At 67.5% G+C, this 25,954-nt stretch carries 23 protein-coding genes; 11 read left to right on the top strand and 12 right to left on the bottom strand.

The features are described from left to right. Nucleotides 1–25: 25 nt before the first annotated feature. From ABZW16_RS16480 to ABZW16_RS16470, 3 genes are all read left to right on the top strand, one after another. A complete protein-coding gene (locus tag ABZW16_RS16480; protein ID WP_354956594.1) occupies nt 26–193 on the top strand; it encodes a DUF2613 domain-containing protein in 168 nt (55 codons plus the stop codon). A gap of 92 nt (nt 194–285) precedes the next feature. Continuing rightward, nucleotides 286–4,584 (top strand): alpha-(1->3)-arabinofuranosyltransferase, encoded by a 4,299-nt coding sequence (locus ABZW16_RS16475; protein ID WP_354956592.1) that lies wholly within the window; start codon nt 286–288, stop codon nt 4,582–4,584. Between the two features lie 86 nt (nt 4,585–4,670). Next, entirely contained in the window at nt 4,671–5,108 is a 438-nt protein-coding gene (locus ABZW16_RS16470; RefSeq protein ID WP_354956630.1) for a DinB family protein, read from the top strand. 174 nt (nt 5,109–5,282) lie between these two features. Here ABZW16_RS16470 and ABZW16_RS16465 read toward each other — a convergent pair whose 3' ends face one another. After that, the gene (locus ABZW16_RS16465; protein ID WP_354956590.1) at nt 5,283–6,569 is read right to left on the bottom strand and encodes an acyltransferase; all 1,287 of its coding nucleotides are present in this window, start codon (nt 6,567–6,569) and stop codon (nt 5,283–5,285) included. A gap of 228 nt (nt 6,570–6,797) precedes the next feature. On the opposite strand from ABZW16_RS16465, the gene ABZW16_RS16460 reads away from it, so the two are divergent. Next, the gene (locus ABZW16_RS16460; RefSeq protein WP_354956588.1) at nt 6,798–7,907 is read left to right on the top strand and encodes a DUF3068 domain-containing protein; all 1,110 of its coding nucleotides are present in this window, start codon (nt 6,798–6,800) and stop codon (nt 7,905–7,907) included. Between the two features lie 69 nt (nt 7,908–7,976). On the opposite strand, the gene ABZW16_RS16455 is transcribed toward ABZW16_RS16460, so the two are convergent. Together ABZW16_RS16455 and ABZW16_RS16450 are read right to left on the bottom strand one after the other, a co-directional pair. Then, nucleotides 7,977–8,342 (bottom strand): VOC family protein, encoded by a 366-nt coding sequence (locus ABZW16_RS16455; protein WP_354956587.1) that lies wholly within the window; start codon nt 8,340–8,342, stop codon nt 7,977–7,979. A 170-nt stretch (nt 8,343–8,512) separates the two neighbouring features. Beyond that, nucleotides 8,513–9,922: a polysaccharide biosynthesis protein gene (locus tag ABZW16_RS16450; protein ID WP_354956585.1), complete on the bottom strand. Its 1,410-nt coding sequence runs from the start codon at nt 9,920–9,922 to the stop codon at nt 8,513–8,515. A 247-nt stretch (nt 9,923–10,169) separates the two neighbouring features. On the opposite strand from ABZW16_RS16450, the gene ABZW16_RS16445 reads away from it, so the two are divergent. Both ABZW16_RS16445 and ABZW16_RS16440 read left to right on the top strand, forming a co-directional pair. Further along, entirely contained in the window at nt 10,170–12,338 is a 2,169-nt protein-coding gene (locus ABZW16_RS16445) for a hypothetical protein (RefSeq protein ID WP_354956584.1), read from the top strand. A 108-nt stretch (nt 12,339–12,446) separates the two neighbouring features. Next, the gene (locus ABZW16_RS16440) at nt 12,447–12,593 is read left to right on the top strand and encodes a hypothetical protein (RefSeq protein WP_354956582.1); all 147 of its coding nucleotides are present in this window, start codon (nt 12,447–12,449) and stop codon (nt 12,591–12,593) included. On the opposite strand, the gene ABZW16_RS16435 is transcribed toward ABZW16_RS16440, so the two are convergent. Next, nucleotides 12,594–13,760 (bottom strand): glycosyltransferase family 4 protein, encoded by a 1,167-nt coding sequence (locus ABZW16_RS16435; protein WP_354956580.1) that lies wholly within the window; start codon nt 13,758–13,760, stop codon nt 12,594–12,596. It abuts the gene before it with no gap. A 246-nt stretch (nt 13,761–14,006) separates the two neighbouring features. Between ABZW16_RS16435 and ABZW16_RS16430 the strand changes: the two genes are divergently transcribed. Beyond that, the gene (locus ABZW16_RS16430) at nt 14,007–14,753 is read left to right on the top strand and encodes a class I SAM-dependent methyltransferase (RefSeq protein ID WP_354956628.1); all 747 of its coding nucleotides are present in this window, start codon (nt 14,007–14,009) and stop codon (nt 14,751–14,753) included. Nucleotides 14,754–14,760: 7 nt separating this feature from the next. Here the strand turns inward: ABZW16_RS16430 and ABZW16_RS16425 are convergent, their stop codons facing one another. Further along, entirely contained in the window at nt 14,761–15,060 is a 300-nt protein-coding gene (locus ABZW16_RS16425; protein WP_354956578.1) for a hypothetical protein, read from the bottom strand. Between the two features lie 200 nt (nt 15,061–15,260). On the opposite strand from ABZW16_RS16425, the gene ABZW16_RS16420 reads away from it, so the two are divergent. Continuing rightward, the gene (locus ABZW16_RS16420; RefSeq protein WP_354956576.1) at nt 15,261–16,706 is read left to right on the top strand and encodes an aldehyde dehydrogenase; all 1,446 of its coding nucleotides are present in this window, start codon (nt 15,261–15,263) and stop codon (nt 16,704–16,706) included. Between the two features lie 3 nt (nt 16,707–16,709). Here ABZW16_RS16420 and ABZW16_RS16415 read toward each other — a convergent pair whose 3' ends face one another. From ABZW16_RS16415 to ABZW16_RS16400, 4 genes are all read right to left on the bottom strand, one after another. Then, the gene (locus ABZW16_RS16415) at nt 16,710–16,931 is read right to left on the bottom strand and encodes a hypothetical protein (RefSeq protein WP_354956574.1); all 222 of its coding nucleotides are present in this window, start codon (nt 16,929–16,931) and stop codon (nt 16,710–16,712) included. 317 nt (nt 16,932–17,248) lie between these two features. Then, complete coding sequence (locus ABZW16_RS16410) at nt 17,249–18,199, bottom strand: helix-turn-helix domain-containing protein (protein WP_354956572.1); 951 nt, start codon at nt 18,197–18,199, stop codon at nt 17,249–17,251. A gap of 4 nt (nt 18,200–18,203) precedes the next feature. Continuing rightward, nucleotides 18,204–18,485, bottom strand: coding sequence for a hypothetical protein (locus ABZW16_RS16405; protein WP_354956571.1), 282 nt, complete (start codon nt 18,483–18,485; stop codon nt 18,204–18,206). A 204-nt stretch (nt 18,486–18,689) separates the two neighbouring features. Further along, nucleotides 18,690–19,055, bottom strand: a complete 366-nt coding sequence (locus ABZW16_RS16400) for a helix-turn-helix domain-containing protein (RefSeq protein ID WP_354956569.1) — start codon at nt 19,053–19,055, stop codon at nt 18,690–18,692. 105 nt (nt 19,056–19,160) lie between these two features. Here ABZW16_RS16400 and ABZW16_RS16395 point away from each other — a divergent pair, with 105 nt between their 5' ends. Beyond that, nucleotides 19,161–20,000 carry an NAD(P)H-binding protein gene (locus tag ABZW16_RS16395; protein ID WP_354956567.1) on the top strand — a complete coding sequence of 280 codons (840 nt, stop codon included), beginning with the start codon at nt 19,161–19,163 and terminating at the stop codon, nt 19,998–20,000. A gap of 239 nt (nt 20,001–20,239) precedes the next feature. Then, the gene (locus tag ABZW16_RS16390; protein ID WP_354956565.1) at nt 20,240–20,992 is read left to right on the top strand and encodes an HD domain-containing protein; all 753 of its coding nucleotides are present in this window, start codon (nt 20,240–20,242) and stop codon (nt 20,990–20,992) included. 70 nt (nt 20,993–21,062) lie between these two features. On the opposite strand, the gene ABZW16_RS16385 is transcribed toward ABZW16_RS16390, so the two are convergent. Beyond that, nucleotides 21,063–22,895, bottom strand: a complete 1,833-nt coding sequence (locus ABZW16_RS16385; RefSeq protein WP_354956563.1) for a phosphoenolpyruvate carboxykinase (GTP) — start codon at nt 22,893–22,895, stop codon at nt 21,063–21,065. Between the two features lie 15 nt (nt 22,896–22,910). On the opposite strand from ABZW16_RS16385, the gene ABZW16_RS16380 reads away from it, so the two are divergent. Continuing rightward, nucleotides 22,911–23,123 carry a hypothetical protein gene (locus ABZW16_RS16380; RefSeq protein ID WP_354956561.1) on the top strand — a complete coding sequence of 71 codons (213 nt, stop codon included), beginning with the start codon at nt 22,911–22,913 and terminating at the stop codon, nt 23,121–23,123. A 45-nt stretch (nt 23,124–23,168) separates the two neighbouring features. On the opposite strand, the gene ABZW16_RS16375 is transcribed toward ABZW16_RS16380, so the two are convergent. Together ABZW16_RS16375 and ABZW16_RS16370 are read right to left on the bottom strand one after the other, a co-directional pair. Continuing rightward, nucleotides 23,169–24,722 (bottom strand): hypothetical protein, encoded by a 1,554-nt coding sequence (locus tag ABZW16_RS16375; RefSeq protein WP_354956559.1) that lies wholly within the window; start codon nt 24,720–24,722, stop codon nt 23,169–23,171. Beyond that, complete coding sequence (locus ABZW16_RS16370) at nt 24,709–25,842, bottom strand: hypothetical protein (protein WP_354956557.1); 1,134 nt, start codon at nt 25,840–25,842, stop codon at nt 24,709–24,711. Before ABZW16_RS16370 ends, ABZW16_RS16375 begins: the two co-directional genes overlap by 14 nt. Nucleotides 25,843–25,954 lie beyond the last annotated feature (112 nt).

Here is a 25,954-nt window from a genome sequence, read left to right as displayed (position 1 = left end):
TGCATCGATGTATTGGAGTGCCGCGATGAAGTTTGCTGTCCCTGGTGTTGCGAGTGCGGTCGCTGGCGCCGTTCTGGGTGCGGTCGCGGTGTTCGTCATCACGATGGCAGTGCAGCAGAACACGCGGCCGAATATCGAGCGCTCCGACTCCAACTCCTCGCTACTCAACAACGTTGAGTACGGCAGCCGCTGATCCACAGCAGTTCGAACGACCGCCGCGGAGGCGGTAGCACGACGCGTCGACTCGACGGTTCCCCGCTCGGCAGGCGCTGGTTCGTCGGGACCGTGGTCGCGGCGTTCCTGCTCACATTTCTGCAGGCGCCCGGCCTGACGGTCGCCGACACCAAATACGATCTGGCGCAGAATCCGCTGGGCTTCCTCGAACGCGCCGCCCACCTGTGGAGCAGTCAGGCCCCGATGGGGCAGGTGCAGAACCAGGCCTACGGATACTTCTTTCCGCACGGCGCATTCTTCTCGGCCGGGCATGTGCTCGGTCTGCCCGCCTGGGTGACCCAGCGGATCTGGTGGGCATTGCTGCTGCTCGCCGGGTTCTGGGGCATCGTCCGGCTCTGTGAAGCGCTCGGCATCGGTAGTCGCGGGTCCCGGGTGGTGGCCGCGACCGCGTTCGCACTCTCACCGCGGGTGCTGACCACGCTCGGGTCGATCTCATCGGAGACGCTGCCGATGGTGCTCGCGCCATGGGTGTTGCTCGCGCCCGCCGCATTGGGCACCGCCTATCGCACGCACAAGCGCGGCGGTGCCGCCTCGCCCGCCGGGAGTGCGCTGGCGCTGGCACTCATGGGCGCGGTGAATGCAGTGGCGACGGTCGCCGCATTTCTGCCCGCACTGCTGTGGTGGGCGTCGTATCGGCCGAACCGGCGCTGGTGGCGATTCACCCGGGCCTGGATTCCGCTGCTGGTGCTCGCCACCTTCTGGTGGGCGGTGCCGCTGCTCGTGCTCGGCAAGGTCAGCCCGCCGTTCCTGGACTACATCGAATCCTCGGGGGTGACCACGCAGTGGGCGTCCCTGGGTGAGGTGCTGCGCGGCACCGACAGCTGGACGCCATTCGTCTCACCGGAGCGCATCGCGGGTGCGGTGCTGGTGACCCAGCCCGCGGCGGTGCTGGCCACCGGACTGCTCGCAGCGGCGGGTATGGCCGGGTTGGCGATGCGGTCCATGCCGTATCGGGGGCGGCTCGCGCTGATCCTGCTGGTCGGATTGGTCGGGATCTGCGCCGGATATGTCGGTGAGCTGAGTGGGCCGTTCGCGGATTCGGTGCGGGTATTCCTGGACGCCGGTGGCGCGCCGCTGCGCAATGTGCACAAGCTGGAGCCGCTGATCCGAATTCCCCTGGTGCTCGGCCTGGCTCAGCTGCTGACCAAGGTGCCATTGCCCGCGTCGGTTCCGATGCCGATGTGGCGCAGCGCCTTCGCCCATCCCGAACGGGACAGGTCGGTCGCGGTCGCCGCATTGATCCTCACCGCGCTCGCACTGTCCACCTCATTGGCCTGGACCGGGAAACTGGCGCCGCGCGGGGCCTACGACGAGGTGCCCGGGTATTGGAAGCAAACCGCGCAGTGGCTGTCCGACCATGCCTCCGACACCCGGGCCCTGGTGGTGCCCGGCGCGCCCTTCGGCAGCCAGGTGTGGGGGCTGACGCGTGATGAGCCGCTGCAGGCGCTGGCGAGCACGCCGTGGGCGATCCGCGACGCGGTGCCGCTGAATCCGCCGGGCACCATCCGCGCGATGGATTCGGTGCAGCGGTTGATCGCCGACGGCAGGCCGTCGAGCGGTCTCGCGGCGACGCTGACCGAGCAGGGCATCGGAATCCTGGTGTTGCGCAATGATCTCGATCCGGACACCGCACGCTCGACCCGGCCGATACTGGCGCATCAGGCGATCGACGGTTCACCCGGATTGCACAAGGTCGCCGAATTCGGCAATCCGATCGGGACGGCCGTCATCTCCGACCATCTGGTCGTCGACGGTGATCTGCGGCCCGCCTATCCGGCGATCGAGATATACCGGGTCGAGGCACGGCCGCCGGGTACGCCCGTCGAAATACACAGCGGCACCGGCGCTCCGACGTCGTTCCCCGGTGCCTACACGGTGCCGCTGGCCGAGGTCGAGACGGTGCAGGGCGGGTCCGAGGTACTCGAACGGCTGCATCGTGATGCCGATACCGCGCCGAGGCTGCTCGCATCCGATGCGGCCGCCGCCGGACTGCCGATCGGGCCGTTGACCGTCACGGATACGCCGATGGCGCGGGAGGCCGATTTCGGCAAGGTGGACAACCACAATTCGGCGCTGCGCGCACCGGACGATGCGCGCCGCACCCATAATCTGGTGCCCGACTATTCCGTCCCCGGTGCGGAGTTGGTGCGCGGGGAATGGTCCGGCGCGACGATCACCGCATCGAGTTCGGCCGCCGACGCCACCCAACTGGGCGGATCCGCGCCGGGCAGTTCGACCGCCGCGGTCGTCGATGGCGATCCGTCGACCGCATGGATCAGCAATGGCGCCGAACACGCACTGGGACAGTGGCTTCGGCTCGATCTCGACCACCCGATCGGCACCGGACTGCTGCAACTGACCACCAGCGCGGCGGCCATCGGCGACCCGGTGAAATGGGTCGAGGTCCGCACCGCGCACGGCAGTGTCTCGGCCCGGATTCCCGAACCCGGTGCACCGGTGTCGATTTCCTTGCCAGCTGGGCAGACCGACTGGCTCAGCATTACCGCCATCCGTACCGCAGACGGCACGCGGGGTGGGCAATTCGGCATCAGCGAACTGACCCTGGACGATTACACCGTCCGCACCGCACCGGTCCGGGTCGACATCCGGCATCGGACGGTATTGCCGCCCACCCCGGCGGGCGCGCAGGTCCATGCCTGGGATCTCGGACAGGAATTCCCTGGTCGCAGTGCTTGTTTCGATGCACCGGACCGAGTGCGGTGCAGTAAGGGACTCGCCCTGGCGCCAGAGGAGCCCGGTGCGTTCGAACGCACGCTGTCGGTGCCGGAGCCGATGACCGTCACGCCGGAGCTGACGGTGCGAACTCGACAGAGCCCCGAACTGGAGGCGCTGCTCACCGACCAGTCGCGTCCCGTGGCGCGCGGCAAGGCCGATGTCGGTGATCTGCGCGGTTCGGCCTTCGCGGACACCGATGGGGATCCGCGGACGAGTTGGACGGCGCCGGAGGATTCGGTGCGGAACCTGGCAGGCGGCAAACCAACGCTCGAGCTGGAACTGCCCGAACCCGCTTTGGTCACGGGGCTGGAATTGACACCGTCACTCGGCGAATTGCCCGCCGCACCGCTCGCGGTGGCGGTAAATCTCGGCAATGGCCCGCAGGTTCGCGAACTCGAGCCGGGCGAGCCGACTCGAATCTCATTGCAGCCCACGGTGACCGATCGCATCGAACTGAGCATCCAGGGTTGGCGGCCGGTACTCGATCGCACCGCGCTGGGCTTCGCCGTCACACAACCGCCCGGGCTTGCCGAGGTGTCGGTGCTCGGACCGGAGTATCCCGCGCCCGCCGGGCCCGATCGGTTGATCACCATCCCGTGCGCGCAGGGTCCCACGATTGCGCTCGGCGGACGGTTCGTGCATACCACCGTCACGGCGACCGCCGATGAATTGCGTTCCGGTGCACCGGTTCCCGCGCGGGTGTGCACGAATTCGGAACTTCCCACCGATTCGGTCGGCTCCGACGAGATCGCGGTGCCCACCGGGCGAGCCGATGTGACGGTCGCGCCGACCTCACTCTTCTCCGTCGACCGACTTCGCCTGAACCGCACCGATTCCGCCGCCGCCGGTATCGGCCGATCCGATCACGCGAAACAACTGCTCGTCCTGCCGCTCAGCACCAATGTCGGATGGCGGGCAAGCGCTGCCGACGGCAGTGCACTCGCACCGATCGTGGTCAACGGATGGCAGCAGGGTTGGCTGCTACCGGACTCGGGATCGAAACCATCCGGCCCGATCACCGTCTCCTTCCCCATCGACCGCTGGTACCGCCTCAGCATCTTCGGCGGTCTGCTGCTACTGATCCCGTTGGTCCTGCTCGCCATCCCCCGCCCCCGCCGGATCCCGACTGCTGGCGGCTCGGAGTCGAGCTCCGGTACAGACGAAGCCCAACCCAGGGCACACACCGCGGAATCCAACGCGAACGTTGCCGACCTCGACCCAAACGCAGCCGACTCCAGTCGAGACGCAGCCAACTCCAGTGTGAATGCGGTCGACCGGACTGTGGACAACGGGCCGACTCCGACCACATGGGGCAATCGCACCCTCGGCGCGATCGGAATCGGCGCTGTCGCAACGGTTATCGCCGGACCGGTCGGCACCGTGCTCACCGTGATCGCGCTCGCCGCGACTCGCTTCTCCGCACGGATAACGTCGAAAGTCCTTGCCGCCATTGCTGGCCTCGGCACCGCCGCCGCCGCGGCAGCCCTATCCACCGGACCGTGGCGCGCCGCAGGCGGATACATGGGTGGCTCCCTGTGGGTCCAACTGCCCGCACTACTGGCTGTGATCGCCGTCGGCGTCGCCGCACTCCCGCCACGACGCAAAGACCTGTAACGCGCACTGCTAGCGTCGGATGCGTGACGGCGTGCGTGGAGTGCGGATTCGACTACGAACCCGCGTTGGTTCCCGAGGTGTCGGCGCTGGCCAGGGTGCACGCGGCGGAGTACGCGACACTGCTCGGTCAGGATGAACAGCGACTTCGGCGCCGACCTGCACCCGAGGTGTGGTCGCCACTGGAGTACGCCTGCCATGTGCGGGATGTCCTACTCGCACAACGGGAACGCGTGTTACTCGCCCGCCGCGCCGACGCACCGGCGCTCGAGCCGATGGGTCGCGACGAACGCGTCGAACACGACGGCTACAACGACCAGCAGCCATCCGACGTCGCCCGCCAACTCACCGATGCGGCCCTACTCTTCGCCAACGTCCTCGACCGCCTGACACCCCCGGACTGGAACCGCACAGTCATCTACAACTTCCCGGACCGCCAAGAACGCCCCCTCCACTGGCTCGCCCTACACACCCTGCACGAACTCCGCCACCACCTACTCGACATCCGCCGCCAACTCGAGACCTGACCACCCCCGCCCCACCAGACCTCGCAGCCATCCAACCTCACCAACCACCGGGTCCACAGCCCGCCAACCACCCGACGCCTCAGCTGGACAGGCGATCACCATGCGCTGGTGCAGGCAAACACCGAGAGCGCCCTGCATGAGCGCATTCTCGATGGCTGTGCAGCTCGGGTGGGGTCAGTCCTTTGGAGAGGGCAGTGACTTCTGTGGTGGTCGTGGGGTGGGGGCTGCTGAATTGAGGGCGGTCGGTGGGGGCTCATCAAGCGGCTCTGCTGCCGTGGCGTCGCAGGTGGATGAGTGGGTGGTGGCGTGTTTTGCGTGGTCGCGGGCTCGGGCGAAGCGGCGGGCTGGTTCTTCTATTAGGGCGTAGCTGGCGGCGGCGATCGGGAGGGTTAGTGCGATGGTCAGGATGAGGACTTCTTTGAAATCGCCGCTGAAGGGGAGGATTCCGAAGACCGGGAAGACCACGGATAGGACTGCGAGGTGCCAGAGGAAGATGCCGTAGGACCAGCGGCCGATGGTTGCGGCGACCGGGGATTCCAGCCAGCGATGGGGGCGGGCGCCGGGCGGGCGCAGTACCAGTGGGGCGAGCAGGGCGAATCCGATAATGGCGCCGAAGCCCATCTTGGCCGCGTACTGCCACGGCTCGGCGCGGGTCAACCCGGCGGGGCCGCCGAGATCGGTGGCGGAGAGCAGGAAGGCGATCAGTGCGACGGTCCACATCACCGGTTGATTGGCGAGCAACCGCAGCCGTGGTGATAGCTGATCCCTATTGTCAATGAGCTCGGCCAGCAGCATGCCCACCGCGAACCACGGCAGGTATCCGGGCAGCCAATTGTCGGCGTGAATGGCGTCGGGCGTCGGTACCGGAATGAAATTCCAACTCAGGCTGACCGCCGCCAGCGCGAGGATCGCGGGTATGCGCCAGCGGGCGGCGTCGCCGCGCAGCCGCACCACCGCGAAGGCCAGCAGGGGCAGCACCAGATAGAAGGCCACCTCGACGGACAGACTCCACATCTGGGTGAGTCCATCGGTCAGCGTCAGCGGCACGAAGACCTGCGTCAGAGCCAGATTCGAAACCCATACGCGCAGGCCAGCAGTGTCGGCCGCACTCGGAACCAAGATCAGAACCGCGGCCACCACAACCCAGTACGCGGGCAGAATGCGCGCCGCTCGGTGCCGCAGGTAGTAGCCGACCGAGGGCGCGGTCCCCAGCCCGCGCGCCTTCGCGGCATGCGGACGCCACAGCAGGAAGCCCGACAGCGCGAAGAACACCGCGACCGCCATATCGAACCGTTCCCAGATACGGCCCAGCACCGGCGTATTCGCGGCGCCGGTCTGGAACGCGACGTGGGTCAGCAGCACACCCAGTGCGGCCATGCCACGCATACCTTCCAGGGCAGGCACGAAACCCCGCGTGCGAGCGGGCGCGGCTTCGGTCGGCGTGGAAGGGGTAGCGGTCATCGGACTCCAGTCTGCAGGTCCGTTCGAGCGACCTGCAAGCAGTCGTACCTACCAGCTGGTAACCCTACGTTTCAGATTTCGCGTTAGACTCGGGCGATTTCTGGGTCGAATCCGGCCTCGGCACCGCATAGTACGCCAACGGACTGTTAGTGTCGGGGCTCACGAGTGCCGCGGCGCGCCCGCAGTACTTGCCGCACAGACCCGTGTTCTACGACGAGGAGAGTTTGCATGGCACTGAGTGCCGGAACCAGAAGGACGGTGGCCTGCCTGCTCGTGGGTCTGGGCGCGTTGTCGATCGTCGCCGCGGTGATGATCCCGACCTACACCGTCAGCAAACTGGCAAAAACTCCCCTCGACCTCGAGATCACCACGATCGCGACGAACCAGCCCAGCGAGGACAGCCTCGTCCTGGACGCCAAGTCGCTCACCGCACCCGAGGGCGCGGCCAAGGTCGACACCAATGTGCCGCTGGTCTCGCAGCGGTTCCTCACCGTCGAGGACCCCTCCGACGCCACCGAGATGACCGTCCAGGCCGGTCAGACGCTGCGGCGCATCGATAAGCAGGGCGACACCGGCCTGCTGACCGCGACCATCGACCGGGTCACCATTGACCGCACGTCCGGCGAGCCGGTGGCCAAGGAGCCCAACGGCTCCATTGCCGTCACGGTGAACAAGGACCTACAGAGCATCGCCGACCCGGTGCAGCACACCGGCCTGCAGTACCGCTTCCCGATCGGCACCGAGAAGAAGACCTACCCGTACTTCGATCTCAACGTGCGCAAGACCTTCGACGCCAAGTTCATCGAAGAGACCGAGATCAACAGCACGAAGGTCTACCACTTCCAGATGTCGGTCCCGGCGACCAACCTGTGGGACGTGGTCCAGGCCCCGACCAATCGGCTGAGCCTGCCCGCCGCGAAGTGGGGCCTCGAAGGTGACGAGCCGGTCACCATGACCCGCTACTACACCAACACCCGCGACCTGTGGGTCGAGCCGCAGACCGGCACTGTGGTCAAGGGCGGCGAGCAGCTCAACCTGTTCTACGCACGCAGCGCCGACCACCCCGACGTCACCGCGCTGAAGTCGCACCTCGTCTTCGATGAGAACACCATCGAATCGCAGCTCTCGGTCGCCAAGGAGAACATCGACAAGCTGTCGCTGTACGGCCGGATCATGCCGATCGTGCTCGGCGTGCTCGGTGTCGCCGCCCTGGTCGGCGGAGCGATCCTGGGGATCCGCGGTGGATCCGCCGGTGCTGGCGTTGGTCGGCGCGGTGGTCCGGGCCGGGGCGGGGATGACGCTCCTACCCAGCAGTTCAGGACCCAGAAGAATCTCTGACGGCAGTTCCGATACTCGGCTCCCCGGCATGACGCCTGGGAGCCGAGTTCGTTTTGGGGGGCAGTTCGATCAGGTGGCGGACGAACTCGAGGGATACGCGACGGGATGCGACGGCTGGTACAGCAGCATCAGCCCCGCGCCCGGGATCTTCATGTCGACGCAGCGCCCGAAGCTCCGCTCGGCAATGTCGCCCTCGAATCGCGCTCCACGCCCGGCCAATTCCGCCATGGTCTGCTCGATGTCATCGCATATCAGCGAAATCTCGTGGCGCGGTGGGCCATCGGCGGGGTGCACCCCGAGTTCGCTCGGCCCGGTACCGAAAATCAGCCACCCACCATGGGCGTCCACATTCGGCCAGCCGAGAACGTCGCGGAAGAACGCGCGAGCCGCATCCGGATCCTCCGCATAGACCAGTGTGTGCACAGCGGTGATCATGCTGGTGATCGTAGGCGAGCCGGCGCGGTCGGGTGGGTGATCGTGCGCTCAGGCAGTTGGTCTTCAGCGAACCACTCACCCGAACGGACAATCGCCAGCCAGGCTCACCCAGCCACGCGACCGCCGACGAACCGCCGCACCCGAGCACGCGATCGCTAGCGAACCTGCGGTCAGGCGGGTGATGGGGAGCGGTCGGCGGTTCGCAGGACGATGGCTGCGACCAGGATCGTGGTGGCGGCAGCGACGGCGACGGCAGTGGTGATCAGGGCGGGGACCGAGCGGGCGAAGGAGGCCATCAGGACCAGCTCGACCGCGAGGCCGAGCCACGTCAGTGCGGCAAGGGAGGTGCGGTCTACCGCGATCGCCGAGAGCAGTGCGCCCTGGAGCACCGCCAGGATGGCACCCTGCAGCGCGAACAGCCAAAGCATGCCCTGGATCGGCGCATAGTCCTGTCCCGCGAACAGGGGCGCCAGCGGTGCCGTCACCGCCGCACCCACGACCGCAACGATCCCGATGCCGGACAGCACGGCGAGCGCATCCCGGATCGCTCGCGCCGAATGCGTCGGCTGCGCCATCCGCGGATACAACACCACCCCCACCGCCTGCGGCAGCCAGAACGCGATCTTCGTGGCAATCGCCCCGAGCGCATACCGACTCGCATCCGCCTCCGCCAACACAATCCGCGCAACAATCAAATCCGCCGACGACAACGCCATCAACGCCGCCTGCGCCTGCGCCGCCCGCAACACCGGCACCACCCCGACCGCCTGGGCTCCCCCGTCCGAGGCGCCGGATACACCCCAGGCCCATAACCGCGCCACCCACCGATTGGCGCCACGCACGCCTTCGCGGCGGACCGCACGTGTCGAGCCATCGTGGCCAACTCCCTGTGCCGGTATCCCGCGCGTCACATCGCCGGAACCGCCGACCCCATATCCCGGTGCTTCGGACCCATCGCGGGGGGACGGTTCCGTTTCCGCATCGGCTGTGGGGCTGATGCGAGGGGGTGTGGATGCGGTGTAGTGGGCGAATACGGCGGCGGCGGTGATGCCGAGGGCGGCGGCCCAGAGTGCGGGGGCGGCGGAGCCGCCCAATGCGAGGACTACCAGGGCGGGAGCTACGCGTGCGATTCCGGCTGTGCCGAGGACTATCGCCAATGCGCGAAAGCGTCTGCCGCCCTGCAGGATGCCCTGTTCGCCGGATAGCAGCACCAGGGCGGGGGCCGCGCCGAGCGCGGCGGCGCAGGCGACCACGCCGACATTCAGCACCGCGGTCACCAGCGGAACCAGCACCGCGGCGAGAACCGCGACGATTACCGCACACCGCCACTGCAACCGACGCAGCGCCGAGACGCTCGCGCCGCGCACCAATTCCCGCGCGACCACATTCTGCAATGCCAGCGCGGGCACCGCGCACAACAACTGGACCGCGAGCAGACTCGCGAATTCGCTGTATCCGCTGACCCCCAACCACCGGCTGGCCAGCATCTGCAGCAGATACCCCGCCACATTCGCCGTCATCGCGCCAGCCGTCACCAACGTCAGATCCGCGACAACGGGTAGACGACGGACGGCAGGCACGCCGCAATCGTCCCACCCACACCCCCGAGCCCTGTACACCTGTCCCGGCAAGCCCCAGGCCACACCCGCCCGGCGGACAGATCCGCCAGAGCAGGCCCCGCATTACTCGGGTGCGAGATCCGGCCGGCGAAACGCATTCGAATACGGCGATCGGTGCCGCGACGACCAGCTCGCGCCGAAGGCCCGGGGCCGCGGGTGGGCATGGCCCGGGGCGGGTGGGTCCGCATTCGGGACGTAGGGTGCACGCGTGAGTGACTGGCCGGCTCGGCGCGCACGGTGGGTGCGATTCGCACCGGCCGGGTACAGCGGGGTGTTATCGCTGCTCATTGCCGGTCCACTGCTCGGACCGGGCTATCTGTTGCTGCGCGATGCAGTGAGTACGCCGCGCTCCTACCCAACGGATTCGGCGCTGGGGCTCGGTGCCGCGGCCCCGCGCGCGGTGCCGCAGGACGCGCTGCTCGCGGCGCTGTCATCGATCATCGATGGCGGCCTGATCGTCAAAGCGATCCTGGTCGTCGCGCTGTGGGCGGCCGGATATGGCGCGGCGGTGCTGGCCCGCGAATCGCTCCGGGTATCGACCGGACCGCAACTGGTCGCGGTCACCGTCGCTCTGTGGAATCCGTATGTGGCCGAACGTCTGCTGCAGGGCCATTGGAGTCTGCTGACGGGCTATGCCGCGCTGCCGTGGACCGCACTGGCCGCATACCGAATTCGCCAGCGCAACGCGCCGAATGCCGCATTTCACGCGTTCGACGAGCCTGGTGTGGATCGGCCCATCGCTCCGACCGCCACCGACCGCGCCGATCCGACCGCTACCGCGGCCCCTCAGAACCGCAGTCCAGCACAAGCTCGCCGCCCGCGATTCCACCGTGCCACCAAGACGACAGGGAGTGCGGCAGCCTCATGGGCCGCACTGGCCGCATGTTTCGCCGCCGCAGGACTCACCCCGACCGGCGCACTGCTCGCGGGCGGTACCGCTGTCGTCCTGATCGGACGACGAAACCTCCTCGGAACACTCGCACTGCTGCTGGTCGCATCCGCGCCGTGGTTGACCGCGACGGCACTGTCCGGCGCAGGCTCGGAACCCTCCGACCCAGCCGGAATCGCCGCCTTCGCCGCCCGCGCCGAACCCGCCCTCGGCACGCTCGGCAGCCTGGCCGGACTCGGCGGCATCTGGAACGCCGATTCGGTCCCGCACTCGCGCACCACCGCACTCGCCCTGATCGGCACCGCCCTACTCCTGATCCTCGTGGCAACCGGCATCCGCGCCGCTTGGACCAAGAAGACATCCGCGACCGGCACTATCCCGCCCCGCCCCACAGCCGCCTCCCCCACGACTCATTCGACACCCGCCGCACCCAAGCCGAACACCACTGGTAGGACCGCAACGAGGGACAACACCCGAACCCGTTCCACAGCCCCCACCGATATCGAACCCGGCACCACAGTTCCGACCGGCCGCGCCGCCCATGTCGAATCCGATGCAGCTATTGCCCATTCGACAAAACTCGGGGCCGAGTCCACCGAGATCGATCACGCGAGCATCCGTATTCGCCGCGTCCTACTGATACTCGCGGCCACCGCGGTCGTACTCCCCACCTTGGGCGCGACATCGTGGGGCATGAGCGTCATGGAATGGCTCGTCGCCAATGTCCCCGGCACCGGGCTGCTGCGTGACACGCAGAAGTACGTGGCACTGGCAATGCCCGCCTACGCGCTGTGCGCCGCGGCCGGGTGCCGGACCGTTGCCAGGTGGTTCAGCACAGCCGCGTCGACCGAACCGCCCGCCCGCAACTCACGAACGACCGTAATATCGCTGACCGCAGCGCTATTCATCGCACTGCTCGTACTGCCGCTATTCGATCTCGCCTGGGGCGTTGGCAATCAACTGCGTCCGGTGCACTATCCGGCGGGCTGGCAGCAAGTCGCCGACCGGATCGATGGCCCGGGCGATATCGCGGTGCTGCCCGGAGGCATGTTCCGGAAATTTCCGTACAGCGGCAAAGTGCCGGTGTTGGATCCGGCACCTCGAATGCTGCCTCGTGACGTGCTGCAGACCGGCGAACTCCCGGTGCACGGCCGGACGGTCGCCGGTGAGGGCGCCAGCGCCCGGGAAGTGGAATCCGTACTGCTGCACGGAGGTTCGGCTCAGCAGCTGGCGAACCTCGGTGTCGGCTGGGTCCTGGTCGAGCGCACCACTCCCGGACCACTCGGCGAGTCGAAAACGACACTCGCCCAATTGACGACGGTCTACACCGACTCCGAACTCGCACTGTACCGAGTTCCCGGCAGCACCGATCGGCCCGCCGAATCACACACCACCCAGCGGGTGATCGCCTATGCCGCCCACCTCATTTGGGCCGCACTGCTGATCGGCGGACTACTACTGGCCGCCCTTTTGCGCCCTCCTGCCTGAAAACACTGGCGCACAGCCATCTCAGATTGCAGCACTCTGTATCCGCCGATGGCACAGCGGAATTCCGCCGCCCAGTCGAACACGACGCCACCTTGTTCGCCGAACAGGGTGACCCCAGGCGCCGTCACCATCACCGAGATCGCGTACCAGGGGAGATTCGTCGATACCCCGGCCGCTGGCAGGCCCATCGAAGTCGAGGGCCGATCGGAATTCGTCCGCGACGGTCCGATCGCCGCGATCGTGGACCGCAGCTGATCAGGGTCCGGGCGGCATGAGGCCCGCGGTGTACTCACCTCGGGCCGCCGCCGCGAGTACCTCGTAAACACCGTTTCCCGTTTGCTCCCAGGAGAATTCACGCGCACGGGCACGCGCCTTCTCGCCCATCACGGCACGCGCCTGGGTGTCGTCGAGCAGTTCGCCGACGGAGTCGCCGAGCTGGCCGATATCGTCGACGAGCACTCCGGTCACACCGTCGACAATGGAATCGGTGAGTCCGCGCGAACTGCGGTAGCCGATGGTCGGCACGCCGTGCTGGGCCGCCTCGATCACCGCGAGTCCCCAGCCCTCTTTGCGCGAGGGCAGCACATGCACCCAGGCACGGGCGAGCAGTTCGTGTTTACGCCGCTCATCGACGTGGCCGTGGAAGGTGACCGCATCGGCGATGCCGAGGTCGCGGGCGTCGGCCTTCAGGTTGTCCGCCCACCAGCCGTCGCCGATCACATCCAGCCGCAGGCCGGGGATCCGCTGCCGCAATCGGGCCACGACATTCAGCGCGTCTTCGATCTGCTTGTGCGGCACCAGCCGCGACAGCACCACAATGCGCGGATCATCCGTGCGGGTCTCCGCACAGCCGGTCGGCGCGTCGGTGGGAACAGATTCGGCGCCATTGCGGACCACCGCGATCCGCGACCCGTCCACGCCGAGCGTGGCCAGTTCCTCGGCCGAGGGCAGCGAAACGGTCAGGTACTGGTTGTTCCGATGCACGCGGGGCGAGAGCCGCGATTCGATCCACCAGCCGATGCGCCCGACGAAACGTCCGGCGACCGGCCACTGCTCCCGATGTCCGTGATGCACAAGCACCACCGATGGCGCATCGGCCGCGATGCCAGCGAAGAAGGGAATGCCGTTCTGGGTGTCGATCACCGCATCCGGGCGCAGCCCGCGCAGCGGCCCGATACCGAGGCGACCGAGAGCGATCGCGATCAGCGCGCGCGGATAGACCGAGAATCGACCGCCCGCCCGGCTGATCTCGATGCCGTCGATCCGCTCCCGTTTCGGCGCACCCGGATAGCGGGCGGTGCGCAGGGTGACCTTGACCCCGCGGGCGGCGAGTTGGGCCCCGACCTGCTCCAGGTACCGCTCGCTGCCGCCGCCCTGCGGGTGCCCGGTGTCACGCCAGCACAGCAGGAGGACTTCGCGCACGGTGGAGCTTCTCTCGGTCGACGGGTCCCGGCCGGGACGACGGATATCGCCGTACACCCTAACTCGTGCACCCGTCCAACCAGCTCTCACCGCATCGACCCGCCGTGCGATGCGGAATTCCCACCCCGGGCAGCCGGGACGGCAGCGGCATATCAGCTCTGTGCGAAACTCTGCGCCGTGCCGAGAGCTGAAACCGAACCAGCCGAGGCCGTGGCGGCGCACGCCCCACGGCGCACCGGGCCGTCCCTGTCCCGGTTCGCGCGGCGCGCAACATTGCGTCGATCGCTGCGGCTGCTCGGCAGCTTCCGATTCGAGCAGACCGATCCGGCAGTCTTCTACGGTGGCATTGCCGCCGACAGCGCCGCGATGATCGGCGATTTCTATGCCGATATCACCGGAAAGGGGCTCGACGGCGCGACGATCCTCGATGTGGGCGGCGGCCCCGGCTACTTCGCCGACGAATTCGTCAAGACCGGTGCGCGCTATATCCCGGTCGAGCCCGATCCGTCGGAGATGCATGCCGCGGGACTGTCGGTGCCCGGCGCGGTGCGCGGCTCGGGCATGGCACTGCCGTTCCGCGACAACACCGTGGATATCTGCTTCTCCTCGAATGTCGCCGAGCACGTGCCGCAGCCATGGGTCATGGCCGATGAGATGGTACGGGTAACCCGCCCCGGCGGCTTGATCGTGTTGTCGTACACGGTGTGGCACGGCCCATTCGGCGGTCACGAGACCGGTCCGTGGCACTACCTCGGTGGGGAGTACGCCGCGCGCCGGTACCGCCGCAAGACCGGCCGGGAACCGAAGAATCGCTTCGGCAAGTCGCTGTTCGCGGTCGGCGCCGCCGATGGGTTGCGTTGGGCAGCAAGCACTTCCGCCGATGTGCGCACTGTCTTCCCGCGCTACCACCCGCGATGGGCGTGGTGGGTGGTTCGGGTACCGATACTGCGAGAGTTACTGGTGAGCAATCTGGTGGTAGTGGCAACCAAGTAGGGTGCGACTACTTCTCCAGCCAGCCCCGTCGCCAGCTCCTGCGCCCGCACGCGTTGGCCGTTGCCGCCCAAGGCGATTCCTGAATCGCCAGGCCGACCGTCTCCAGCGTGGTTAGTCCGACTTGATCGGCTAGCAGTCCGACGACCGCCACTGCCTCGGCGGCCTGCATTGCTGCTGTTGCCTGCTCGATGGTCAGCGTCCGGCCCGGCAGGAAGGAGACCACCCACCCGCCCGCGCCAACACTTTTAGCCTGATGCTCGGTCTGATCACTGGTCATCAGCGACCGGCCGATTACTTGCACCGCCATGACTCGGACTCCCCAATTGCGTAACGAATCGAGCGAGCTGAACTGTTGCTACAGCATGACCGTTGCAGCAACAGAACGCAATAGTGCGTTCTCTGAAAAGCGAACCGACAGGTTGGAATTCGCCCTGTTCAGAATGCTGTTCGAACGGAAAACTGAAACAGGTTACAGACAATCGAGCGGCAAAACTGTAACGTGTTCTCATGCATTACGACAGCTTGTTCATCGGCGGCCGCTGGACCGCGCCAGCCTCCACCGAGCGCCTCCAGGTCATCTCACCCGCGACGGTCGAGACGGTGGGCAGCGTCCCGGTGGTGGGTCGCGCCGACGTCGATGCGGCCGTCGCCGCCGCCAGGCACGCCTTCGACAACGGCCCGTGGCCGTCCACCCCGCCCGAGGAGCGTGCCCAGGTCCTGTCGCGCGCCGCGCGCCTGATCGAGGAGCGTTCGGCCGATCTGCTCGCCACGCTCACCGCGGAGATGGGCGCACCGCAGATGATCGCCATGACGCTCAACCAGATTCCGGCGGTGGCCGCGCTCGACTCGTATGCCGGACTGGCAAAGTCCTTCCCCTGGAACGAAACCCGCACCGGCATGTTCGGCACCTCGCGGGTCTCGCGGGAGCCGCGCGGTGTCGTCGCGGCCATTACCGCCTGGAACGTGCCGCTTTTCCTCGCGGCCAATAAGCTCGCGCCCGCCTTGCTCGCCGGGTGCACGATCGTGCTCAAGCCCGCGCCGCTGACCCCGTTGACCGCCAATAAGATCGCCGACATCTTCACCGACGCGGGCCTGCCCGAGGGTGTGCTGTCGATCCTGCCCGCCGAGGCCGACGCCGCCGAGTACCTCGTCTCCCATCCGGGCGTCGACAAGATCACCTTCACCGGCAGCACCGCGGTCGGCCGCAAGATCGGCGCGATTGCGACCGGTCAGCTCAAGAGCGTGTCGCTGGAACTCGGTGGCAAATCTGCGGCAATCCTGTTGCCCGATATGGATATCGCCGCCAACATTCCGGTGCTCGCCTTCTCCGGCCTGATGAACAGCGGCCAGGGCTGTGTCGCGCAAACCCGCATCCTCGCGCCGCGCAGCCGCTACGACGAAATCCTGGACGCGCTGGTCGAACACGTGAAGACGCTGAAGACCGGCGATCCCACCGACCCGGCGACCATCTTCGGCCCACTGATCTCCGAGCGTCAGCGCGATCGCGTCGAGGGTTACATCGCCAAGGGCAAGGAAGAGGGCGCCCGGCTGGTGCTCGGCGGCGGCCGGCCGGCGGATGTGGATCGCGGCTGGTTCGTCGCGCCGACCATTTTCGCCGATGTCGACAATAAGTCGACGATCGCACAGGAGGAGATCTTCGGCCCGGTCCTCTCGGTCATCCCCTACGAGACCGAGGACGAGGCGGTGGCCATCGCGAACGACTCCGTCTATGGCCTGGCCGGTTCGGTCTGGACCACCGATATCGAGCACGGTGCGGAGATCGCGGCGCGGGTGCGCACCGGCACCTACGCGATCAACTGGTACGCGTTCGATCCCGGCTCCCCGTTCGGCGGGTACAAGACCTCCGGCCTCGGCCGGGAGAACGGACCGGAGGGTCTGGACGCCTTCTGCGAGCAGAAGTCGCTGCTGATGCCGCTGGGGTGGACGGGGTAATTACTACTCCGGCATAACCACCCGGAGAACGGGCTGACGACCATGGCTACCCAGTGCACTCTGGGTGCTACGTGCACGGGGCGCGTCGATGATTTCGACGCGCCAGCCGGGCGGCAGCGCCGCCTGCAACCGGCCAGCGGCGCGCTGCAGCGGCGTGCTCGCCGTCGCCAGCTCGATTCCGGCTACCTGGGGCGTTACAAATGGGCCGATGTCCAGATCGGTCATTGCTCCAACCACCTCTCGCGCGTCGATCTCATCATTGGCCGCGACGACGCGGGTTCACGAGTCGAAAAGGGAAGTAGTTCAGTCGATCTCAGGTCACGCAGTTAACGTCAAGCAATCGGACTGGTCGATTATGAGACGAAGTACTCGCAAAGCATAGGCCACCGCCGGGCATACACCGCATGCCTGGCATCGACCCCGAAGCGCTGTTCGGGCAAATCCACGGTAGCGCACCCGAGGCCCCAGGTCCTGTGATCTGGAACACTGCCCGGTCGCAACATGGCGAGTGCGCGCGCGTACCGACGATCGGCCGACCCTGGCTAGCGACGCAGCGACCGGCGATATCCGGCGGGCGTCGTGCCGGTGGCCGCGCGCAGATGCACCCGCAGCGCCGTGATGCTGCCGAACCCGGACTGCGCCGCAACGACTTCGACGGGCAGTTCGGTGGTCTCCAGCAATTCCCGAGCGCGCACCGTCCGCTGCGCCTCCAGCCAACGCCGCGGCGTGCTGCCGACCTCGGCCTTGAAGCGGCGAATGAAGGTGCGCTCACTCATCAGCGCATGCCCGGCGAGCGCCGAAACATCCGGTGCCTGTGCCGGATTCGCCACCGCCCAGGCCATGGTGGCGGCAAGCGTGCCGGGGAAGTCATTGCCGCCCAAGGCATCCGGAATGTACTGCGCCTGGCCGCCCTCGCGGTGCGGCGGCGTCACATTCCAGCGGGCCAGCTCCGCTGCCGCGCCCGCACCGAGTTCGCGGCGCACGATGTGCAGGCACAGATCCATCCCCGCGGACAGACCGGCCGAGGTGAGCACATCACCGTCGTCCACATACAGCGCTGCGGGGTCGAGCTTGACCGCGGGGAACAGCTCGGCGAATTCATCGCAATACGCCCAGTGGGTGGTGGCCGGGCGTCCGTCCAGCAGACCGGTCCGCGCCAATATGAATGCGCCGGTGCAGATGCTGACCATTGTCGCGCCCCGCGCTGCGGCGGCCCGCAGCGCATCCAGCACCTCCTCGGGCGGCGGCCAGGTGGGCAATCCGACCCCCGGCACCACCACGATATCGGCGCTCTCGAGCGCCTCGAGTCCGTCGTCCACCTCGAGCCCGAAACCATTCGGCGTCCACACCGCCCCCGGCCGCACCCCGCAGGTCCGCATCTCGAACCCCACCGGCTCACCGGTCTTACCCGGACCGTGCCGAAACGCCTGCACCGCACACGCCAGGTCATAGGTCATGACCCCGTCCAGCGCCAACGCAACAACCTGCTTCACCCCCTCAGTTTGGCATGAATCCGAGTATTGCTGCTATTCCCGCCAGACGCCCTTGCGCCGTACAAGCCAGTCCCTCGGCGTCGAATCGTCCTGCGGCGGTGAGGAGCTCGGCGAGGTAGCCGATGACCCGGCGTTTGTGCTGGTCGGCCGCATGGTGGGCAGCGGAATCCGGGTCGGCACCTCCACCATGGCGGAGCCATGCCTTGGCGGCCAAGGCGCGCAACCGGTCAGCAACCACATCCTGTGCACGCTGGCTGCTGTGCCGCGCTTGCGCTGTGGTCGGCACAGCAGCTGCGGGGGACGCTAATCGCGAGGCGACTCGGCAACCGCGAAAGTTACTCCGACAGAACTGGATTCGCGAGACCACTCCTGCGTCCGAATAAGTCCTGCCGTATCGCCCCCTAGGTCCAGGGGCGTTCGAAGGTAGTCGAATGGTGGTTGCCCAGGCCAACTACGCTCGGCGAGCAGTCGGCGGGGGTGGGGCAGCGAGCTATCTGGACGGGGCGCTTCGGCGGTCGTGGCGGCTCTGGGCGGCCATGACCTCGACGGTGTTCTGGCGGATCCAACCCAGGAACTGCTGCAGGGACTCGGTGAGGCCCTGGCCGAGTGCGGTCAGTTCGTAGCTGACGCGGGGCGGGGTGGTCGGCTCGACGGTGCGCGCGATCAGGCCGTCGCGCACCAGCGTGCGCAGTGTTTGCGACAGCATCTTCTCGCTGATCCCGCCGATCATGGCGTTCAACTCCGAAAACCGCAGCGGCCCATTGCCGAGGGCGGTCAGGATCAGCATGCCCCAGCGGCTCGTGATGTGGTCGAGCACCTCGCGGGCCGGGCAATCACTGTTGAATGCGTCACTCATGTCCCGCCAGGCAGGGTGCCGAACCTGCGAACGTACCGTCATTTCCGGAGCTTACCTGAAGGTATGTCCTTTCTAGAAGTAAGTTCGTCGGCCTACGCTGCCGCCATGGTCACAGTCATTTTCGGAGCCAGGGGCAATGTCGGCCGGCACGTCGCGGCGGGACTGATTTCACAGGGCGAGCAGGTCCGTCTGACGAGCAGGGAACCCGCCACCGCGGACTTTCCGCCGGACGCACAGGTTGTCGCGGCCGATCTCGAACACCCGGAGACGCTGCCCGCCGCACTCGAAGGCGCGGAGCAGGTGTTCCTCTATGCCAAACCCGACGGCATCGACGGTTTCGTCGCGGCGGCCGAATCCGCCGGAGTGCGGCATGTGGTATTCCTGTCGTCCGGGGCCGTGCTGCTGGCCGATGCCGCGGACAACCCGATTGCCCGGATGCACGCCGTCATCGAGTCCGCCATCGAAAAGTCCGCCTTGGACTGGACATTCATCCGACCCGGCATGTTCGCCACCAACGCACTGTGGTGGTGGCAGCGGTCCATTCGCGACGAAGGCGTCGTCCGGATGCCCTATGCCGACGCCCGCACGGCACCCATCCACGAGAAGGATCTGGCCGCGCTCGCGGTGACCGCGCTGACCGAACCTGGGCACGAAGGCCACGCCTATCCCGTATGGGGCCCGGAGGCACTGACCCTGCGCGAACAGGTCCGGCACATTGGTGCGGCCATCGGCCGCGAGATCAGCCTCGAGGTGATCCCCGTCGAACAGGCGCGCGCGGAACTCGGCAGGACCATGCCATCGATCGGCGTCGATGCCGTCCTGGCCGGATGGGAGGCCGGACTCAGCACGGCACCGCAGATCTCGACCATTATCGAGGAGGTCACCGGTCACCCTGCGCATTCGTTCGCGCAGTGGGCAAGAGACCACGTGACCGACTTCAGTTGAGTAGTCGACTCGGCCGCTGGGTAAAGCCCGGTACGACTCGGCAACCTGTCGTTCGGGCTGCTGCCGCTCCTGTCGTTCGGGCTGGCAGCCCATTGGCGAATCGGATGCACCAGGTAAAGTATGCTTCCGCCCCTCGGATTGGCGTGAATCCGAGCATTACTGGCATATCCGCCACTCGTCGCCGATCGACCGGGGCGCTTCACTGAACAGCGAGCAGCGTTCGAGAGAAGGAGAACGACGTGGGTGCGCCTGCTGGCATCGATTGGGAATGGGCGACGCGGACCGGAGGGACGCTCTCCGGCGCACAGCACCGGCAACTGGCGGTCGAGATCGCGCGCACGCTGCCGAAACTGGGTGGCGTGCAGCTCAAACGGATGCTCGGCAGACATGGCACCGGGCGCCTGGAGTTCGCAGGACTGCGCGTGCCCGATTCGAAACTCGCCAAGGCGGCGGAAACCGAAGCCCGCGAATCGCTGTCGATCCATATGCTCGAGCATTCGTATCGCACCTATTTCTTCGGCCGGGTGCTCGCCGAACTCGACGGTGTTCGCTACGACGACGAATTGGTCTATGTCGCCTGCCTGCTACATGATCTGCAGCTCGAAAGCCCCACACCGGGAAGATGTTTCGCGGTGGCCGGTGGCGAACGGGCGGCGGCTTTCGCGGTGCGCGAGGGTGCGGAACCGGAACGCGCACAGGCGATCGGGGCCGCGATCGCCGCGCACATCACCCCCGGCGTTGCCGATGATCTGAGCGATCCCGGCGGATTCGTATCGGCGGGCGCATCGGTGGATGTGATCGGTGCGCGCTATCCGGAACTGGACCCGGAGTGGGTCGCGCAACTGTTGCAGCGCCATCCGCGCCACGAGGTCAAGCGGCATCTGATCGCCGCGTTCAAGGCCGAGGCCGAGGCGGTACCGAAGGGCCGCGCCGCCTTGCTGAACAGTGTCGGCTTTCTGCAACTCGTCCGGATGGCCCCGTACTCCGAATAACCTGCTGAATAAACGAATTCGCCCGCATCATTTCGGAAAATGATGCGGGCGAATAAGTTTCAGGGCGCTATCAGCCCAGGCGCTCCTTCAGCGCCTCGAACTCGTCGCGCACTCCGGAGGGCAGCTTATCGCCGACGAATTCGAACCACTCCTCGATGAGCGGGATCTCCTTGCGCCACTCGTCGGCGTCGACGGCCAGCGCCTCGTCGACATCGGCGGGGTCTACCTTCAGACCCTCGAGGTCGAGCTGCGCGGCGGTGGGCACATTGCCGATCGCGGTCGGCTCGGCCTGCGCCGAACCCTCGATCCGGCCGACGATCCACTCCAGCACGCGGGAGTTCTCACCGAATCCGGGCCACAGGAAGCGGCCATCGCCACCGCGCCGGAACCAGTTGACGTAGAAGATCTTCGGCAGCTTGTTCGCATCCGCGTTCTTGCCGACATTGATCCAGTGGTTCAGGTAGTCACCGACGTGGTAGCCCATGAACGGCAGCATGGCCATCGGGTCGCGACGCACGGTGCCGACCTTGCCCTCGGCCGCGGCGGTCTGCTCGGACGACAGGGTGGCGCCCATGAAAACGCCGTGCTGCCAGTCGAAGGACTCGGTCACCAGCGGGACCGTGGTCTTGCGGCGGCCGCCGAACAGGATCGCCGAAATCGGCACGCCCTGCGGGTCGTCCCATTCCGGAGCCAGGGTCGGGCACTGCGACATCGGCGTGCAGTAGCGCGAGTTCGGGTGCGCGGCAAGCGTTTCGGTCTCCCGCAGGTACCAGTCGTTGCCCTTCCAGTCGATCAGGTGATCGGGCTCGCCCTCCAGGCCCTCCCACCAGACATCGCCGTCATCGGTGAGCGCGACATTGGTGTAGACAGTGTTGCCCGCCTCGACGGTCGCCATGGCGTTCGGGTTGGAGCTGCGGTTGGTACCCGGCGCGACGCCGAAGAACCCGAACTCCGGGTTCACCGCGTACAGGCGGCCGTCCTTGCCGAAACGCATCCAGGCAATGTCATCGCCGAGGGTCTCCGCGCGCCAGCCGGGAACCGTCGGCTGGATCATCGCGAGGTTGGTCTTACCGCACGCGCTCGGGAAGGCCGCGGCGATGTAGTACGCCTTGTTCTCCGGGGAGATCAGCTTGAGGATCAGCATGTGCTCGGCCAGCCAGCCCTCGTCATGGGCCATGGCCGAGGCGATGCGCAGCGAGTAGCACTTCTTGCCGAGCAGCGCGTTGCCGCCGTAGCCGGAGCCGTAGCTCCAGATCTCGCGGTCCTCGGGGAAATGGGTGATGTACTTGGTGTCGTTGCACGGCCACGGCACATCGGCCTGGCCGTCGGCCAGCGGCGCGCCGACGGAGTGCAGCGCCTTCACGAACGGCTTATCGGTGCCGAGCTTCTCCAGCGCGGCGGTGCCCATCCGGGTCATCACGCGCATCGACGCTACGACGTATTCGGAGTCGGTGATCTCCACACCCAGCTTGGGGTCCTCGGCACCGAGCGGGCCCATGCAGAACGGCACCACGTACATGGTGCGGCCCTTCATCGAGCCGCGGTACAGCTCGGTCATGGTGGCGCGCATCTCGGTGGGGTCGACCCAGTTGTTGGTGGGGCCCGCGTCGGCCTCGGTCTTGGAACAGATGTAGGTGCGGGATTCGACACGCGCCACATCGGAGGGATCGGAGAGGGCGAGGAAGGAGTTCGGCTTCTTCTCCTCATTGAGCTTCTTGAAGGTGCCCGCCGCGACGAGTTGGGTGGTCAGCCGATCCCACTCCTCATCGGAACCGTCCGCCCAGACCACTCGCTCTGGCTGAGTGAGTTCTGCGACGTCCTGTACCCAGGCGAGTAGTTCGCTGTGCTCGGTCGGCTGCTTGCCGTCGGAATCGCGAAGACCAGGAATGGTCGCTGAGGTCATGAAATCTCTCCTGAGATGGGCGGCTTCGGTGTCGCGGCCTGGGCTGACCATTTCGAGCGACCTGTGAGCAGTCGCTACGGTATGGCCCATGACCAGCGCGAACACACCGAGCGCCACCGTTGGCGGGAAGGCACCCGCTACGACCAGTCGAAAGCGCGCCATGGCTGGACCGCGTACAAGGACGAAGCGGACGCCCAGGTTCCTGCTTTAGAGGTTAACGCGATGTGACGGCCAGTACGGAATCGGGTTCCCCCAGGAGTACCCACTAATTACCTAATCAAAAGATGTTCTGTACCGATCGAGGATGGCGATATCACGTTCGCAGGCGGCAAGCTGTCCGGGTTGCTCCGCCGCGGCCCGGCGCAGTTTGGCCTCCAATTCGGCCACCTGACGGTCGATTTCGACGATTCGCTCGGTGCTCGCGCGCATTACCCGATCCGATAGCGCGGTCTCCGATTCCACCAGCGCAGTGGCCACGCGCTGCTCCAACTGGGCCTTCACATTCACCAATGCGTCAGAGACCCATTGACGCAGATGGGCGCGATCGGCCACCTGGCCGCGGGCACGCACCACCCAGGCCGCCGCACCCGCTCCGAGCAGCAGCGTCACCGGAACGGTCGCGAAATCCAGCGCCTGCACGAGCGAGAACGGGGCAACCAGTAGGCGTCCGATGCCGACCCCGGCGGACGCACCGAGCGCGATCATGAGGTGATCTTCGACACCCCGGTGCCGCGGCTCCGGATCCGGGCCGACGCGGGGTGCCGGATCGCGCCAGCGCGGTGGCAGACCGCGGTCCTGTTCGGGTGCCGCGCCCAGTCGGGAGGTGAGTTCCGCGAGCCGCTGGTCGATGGCTCCGTCCAGCGCGGTGGTCAGCTCGTTGACCGCCTGCTGCAGCCGTTCCGGATAGTCGCCGAATTCGGCGCGGCGCAGCCGATCGAGTTCGCCGCGGGCGGCGGTGTGCAGTGCCCGCACCCTGGCGCCGACGTCGGTCATCAGATCGACCCGAGCCAGGTGGAGCTGGCTGCGCAAGCTGGACATGGCCGTGGCCCGGCCGCCGTCGCGCCCGGCGAGCAGGACCGCGCGCTCCTCGCGCCACTGGATCAGCGCGGCACCCGAGCGCAGCACCGCGACCTGCTCCGCGACCCGCCTGCGGGTATCGGCCAGCACCCGTGCGGTGACGGCGGCGACCCGGTCGTCGGATTCGGTGCCCGTCGTCGCGGCGGCCAGTTCCGCGTGCAGTGCGCCGAGTCCGGAGCGATCGAGCAGACTCGCATCTCCCGCCGTGCGGCCCGCCACCGCGAGCCGAGCGGAAACCGGCGCGACCTCGAGATCATCGATGCCCTGTGCGCGGAGCAGCTCGAGGTTGCGCGCATGCACGGCCCGCCAGTCCTGATAGGCGTGAATGCCGTTCATGGCGAGCAGGATTCGGGTGCCGTCGGCCCGCAGGCGATCCACCAGGTGGAGCGTGTCCGCGCCGAGGGCGCTACCGGCGTCCAACAGAATGAGTGCGACCGCCGATGGCGCGGTGCCCGACGGCGAGGTGGTTTCGACCGCGGCACTGGCGTCGGGTACCGGATCCGACAGTGCGATCCGCGGCTCGAAGCGCGCCAACTCCGTGCGCAACAAGCTGGTATTCGCGTCATCGGGCCCGATCAGGGTGACCGCCGAGGCCACTCCCGTCCCCCGCACCGCCCGCAATAGCGCTGTCCCCTGCGGATTCCATCGCGCGACGACCGCCTCGACCTCCGGTGTCAGCAGCGGATCTTTGGCGTCGGGCGGTGTCACTGCCGCGGGCGCACCCGCGGCAGGTTGTTCAGAGTCCGGCACTGCTCATCCGTTCCCATAGGCGGATGTAGCCGTTGTGGACGCGCAGTGCGGCGCGGCGGGCGGCGGGTGACATATCGCTGGAGACCACGGCACGCCAGCGGGCAGCGCGGGCCAGGGCGTCATCGGCGTCGGCCGGTGCCGGTGTGCGATATCCGGCGGCGAGGTGGGCGACCTCCGGATAGGCCAGACCCGCGCAGAGGCCGAGCCAGCGGGCGTCATCGCCGAAGAGGTAGTCCTCCAGCACGTCCCGGGTGTTTGCGCCGTCGACCGGGACGGCACGCGCGGCCAGCCGGGTCAGTTCGTCGAGGAGTTCGCCGCCGCGCAGCGCGGAGAGCTGTTCGTAGCGGCGGTGCAGCAGGCGGTGCAGCGGATCGATACCGCTGGCCGCATGCATGGTCTGCAGCAGTGCGTGCGGGCCGAGATCGGGGTCCCGGCGCAGCGCGGCGAGCGCACAGGTGATGCCGTAGAGGTCCCAGCGCTGCAGCAGCTCCTCGCGCTCGGCGACATCGGGCCCGGCCGAGGCGGCGACGAACAGATCGGGCGAGAGCGTCAGCGCGGGATCCGCGGTATCGGCGAGGCGGCGCAGCGTGACCATATCGGCCTCGGTCAGCGCACCGGCCCTGGTGCGCACGGCCAGCGAGGCGACCACCGGCAGTGTGACGGTCCCGAGGCCGCCGCTGTACTGCTCGGCGGCGGCCACCGCGTCGCCCCACCGGGATCCGATCGCATCGGCCTTGTTCAATACCGCAACCGTGCGCTCCGGTGGCAGTTGGGCGAGTATCCGCCGGTCCGCGGGCTGCGGCGCGCCCGAGAGGACGTAGACGATGATGTCGGCATCGAGTTCGGGATCGGCTACTCCCGGCTCGTCCACCGGCGCGGTTTCCACCGCCGACATCAGCGCGAGCGCATGCAGCACGGTGGTCCGGCCGGTGTGCGCGCGGCCGGTCACCTGAATGCGCGGCGGCCGCCGCCACCGCGCGATGGCGGCCCCCACCTGGCCCACGATCCGCGGATCCGCACCCGAGCGCAGCGTGGCGAGCAGGTGGTCGAGTTGGTCGAGTTCCCGCGCAGGTCCGCCCGGTCGGATTCGGGGCCCGTCGGATTCGGTGGCTGTCGGCAAAGCTGCACACCCCCTTTTCGGTGCGCAATTCTTGCAGACTTCGGGCCGAGGTATCGGCCGGACGCAGCGACTGCTCGCAGGTCGCTCGAAAGGGTCGGCACACCCTCGCGGA

The organism is Nocardia sp. NPDC004604, from assembly GCF_040609795.1.
Classification (GTDB): Bacteria; Actinomycetota; Actinomycetes; order Mycobacteriales; family Mycobacteriaceae; genus Nocardia.
The sequence above is the reverse complement of the archived record's forward strand: the minus strand, read 5'-3'. Positions and strand labels throughout refer to the sequence as shown.

What these genes read in the sequence shown, in the direction of transcription:
- ABZW16_RS16425 (WP_354956578.1), bottom strand. Translation starts at nt 15,060, where the DNA reads ATGGCGGTGCAAGTAATCGGCCGGTCGCTGATGACCAGTGATCAGACC.
- ABZW16_RS16460 (WP_354956588.1), top strand. Translation starts at nt 6,798, where the DNA reads ATGGCACTGAGTGCCGGAACCAGAAGGACGGTGGCCTGCCTGCTCGTG.
- ABZW16_RS16415 (WP_354956574.1), bottom strand. Translation starts at nt 16,931, where the DNA reads ATGACCGATCTGGACATCGGCCCATTTGTAACGCCCCAGGTAGCCGGA.
- ABZW16_RS16455 (WP_354956587.1), bottom strand. Translation starts at nt 8,342, where the DNA reads ATGATCACCGCTGTGCACACACTGGTCTATGCGGAGGATCCGGATGCG.
- ABZW16_RS16465 (WP_354956590.1), bottom strand. Translation starts at nt 6,569, where the DNA reads ATGACCGCTACCCCTTCCACGCCGACCGAAGCCGCGCCCGCTCGCACG.
- ABZW16_RS16400 (WP_354956569.1), bottom strand. Translation starts at nt 19,055, where the DNA reads ATGAGTGACGCATTCAACAGTGATTGCCCGGCCCGCGAGGTGCTCGAC.
- ABZW16_RS16480 (WP_354956594.1), top strand. Translation starts at nt 26, where the DNA reads ATGAAGTTTGCTGTCCCTGGTGTTGCGAGTGCGGTCGCTGGCGCCGTT.
- ABZW16_RS16385 (WP_354956563.1), bottom strand. Translation starts at nt 22,895, where the DNA reads ATGACCTCAGCGACCATTCCTGGTCTTCGCGATTCCGACGGCAAGCAG.
- ABZW16_RS16420 (WP_354956576.1), top strand. Translation starts at nt 15,261, where the DNA reads ATGCATTACGACAGCTTGTTCATCGGCGGCCGCTGGACCGCGCCAGCC.
- ABZW16_RS16380 (WP_354956561.1), top strand. Translation starts at nt 22,911, where the DNA reads ATGGGCGGCTTCGGTGTCGCGGCCTGGGCTGACCATTTCGAGCGACCT.
- ABZW16_RS16395 (WP_354956567.1), top strand. Translation starts at nt 19,161, where the DNA reads ATGGTCACAGTCATTTTCGGAGCCAGGGGCAATGTCGGCCGGCACGTC.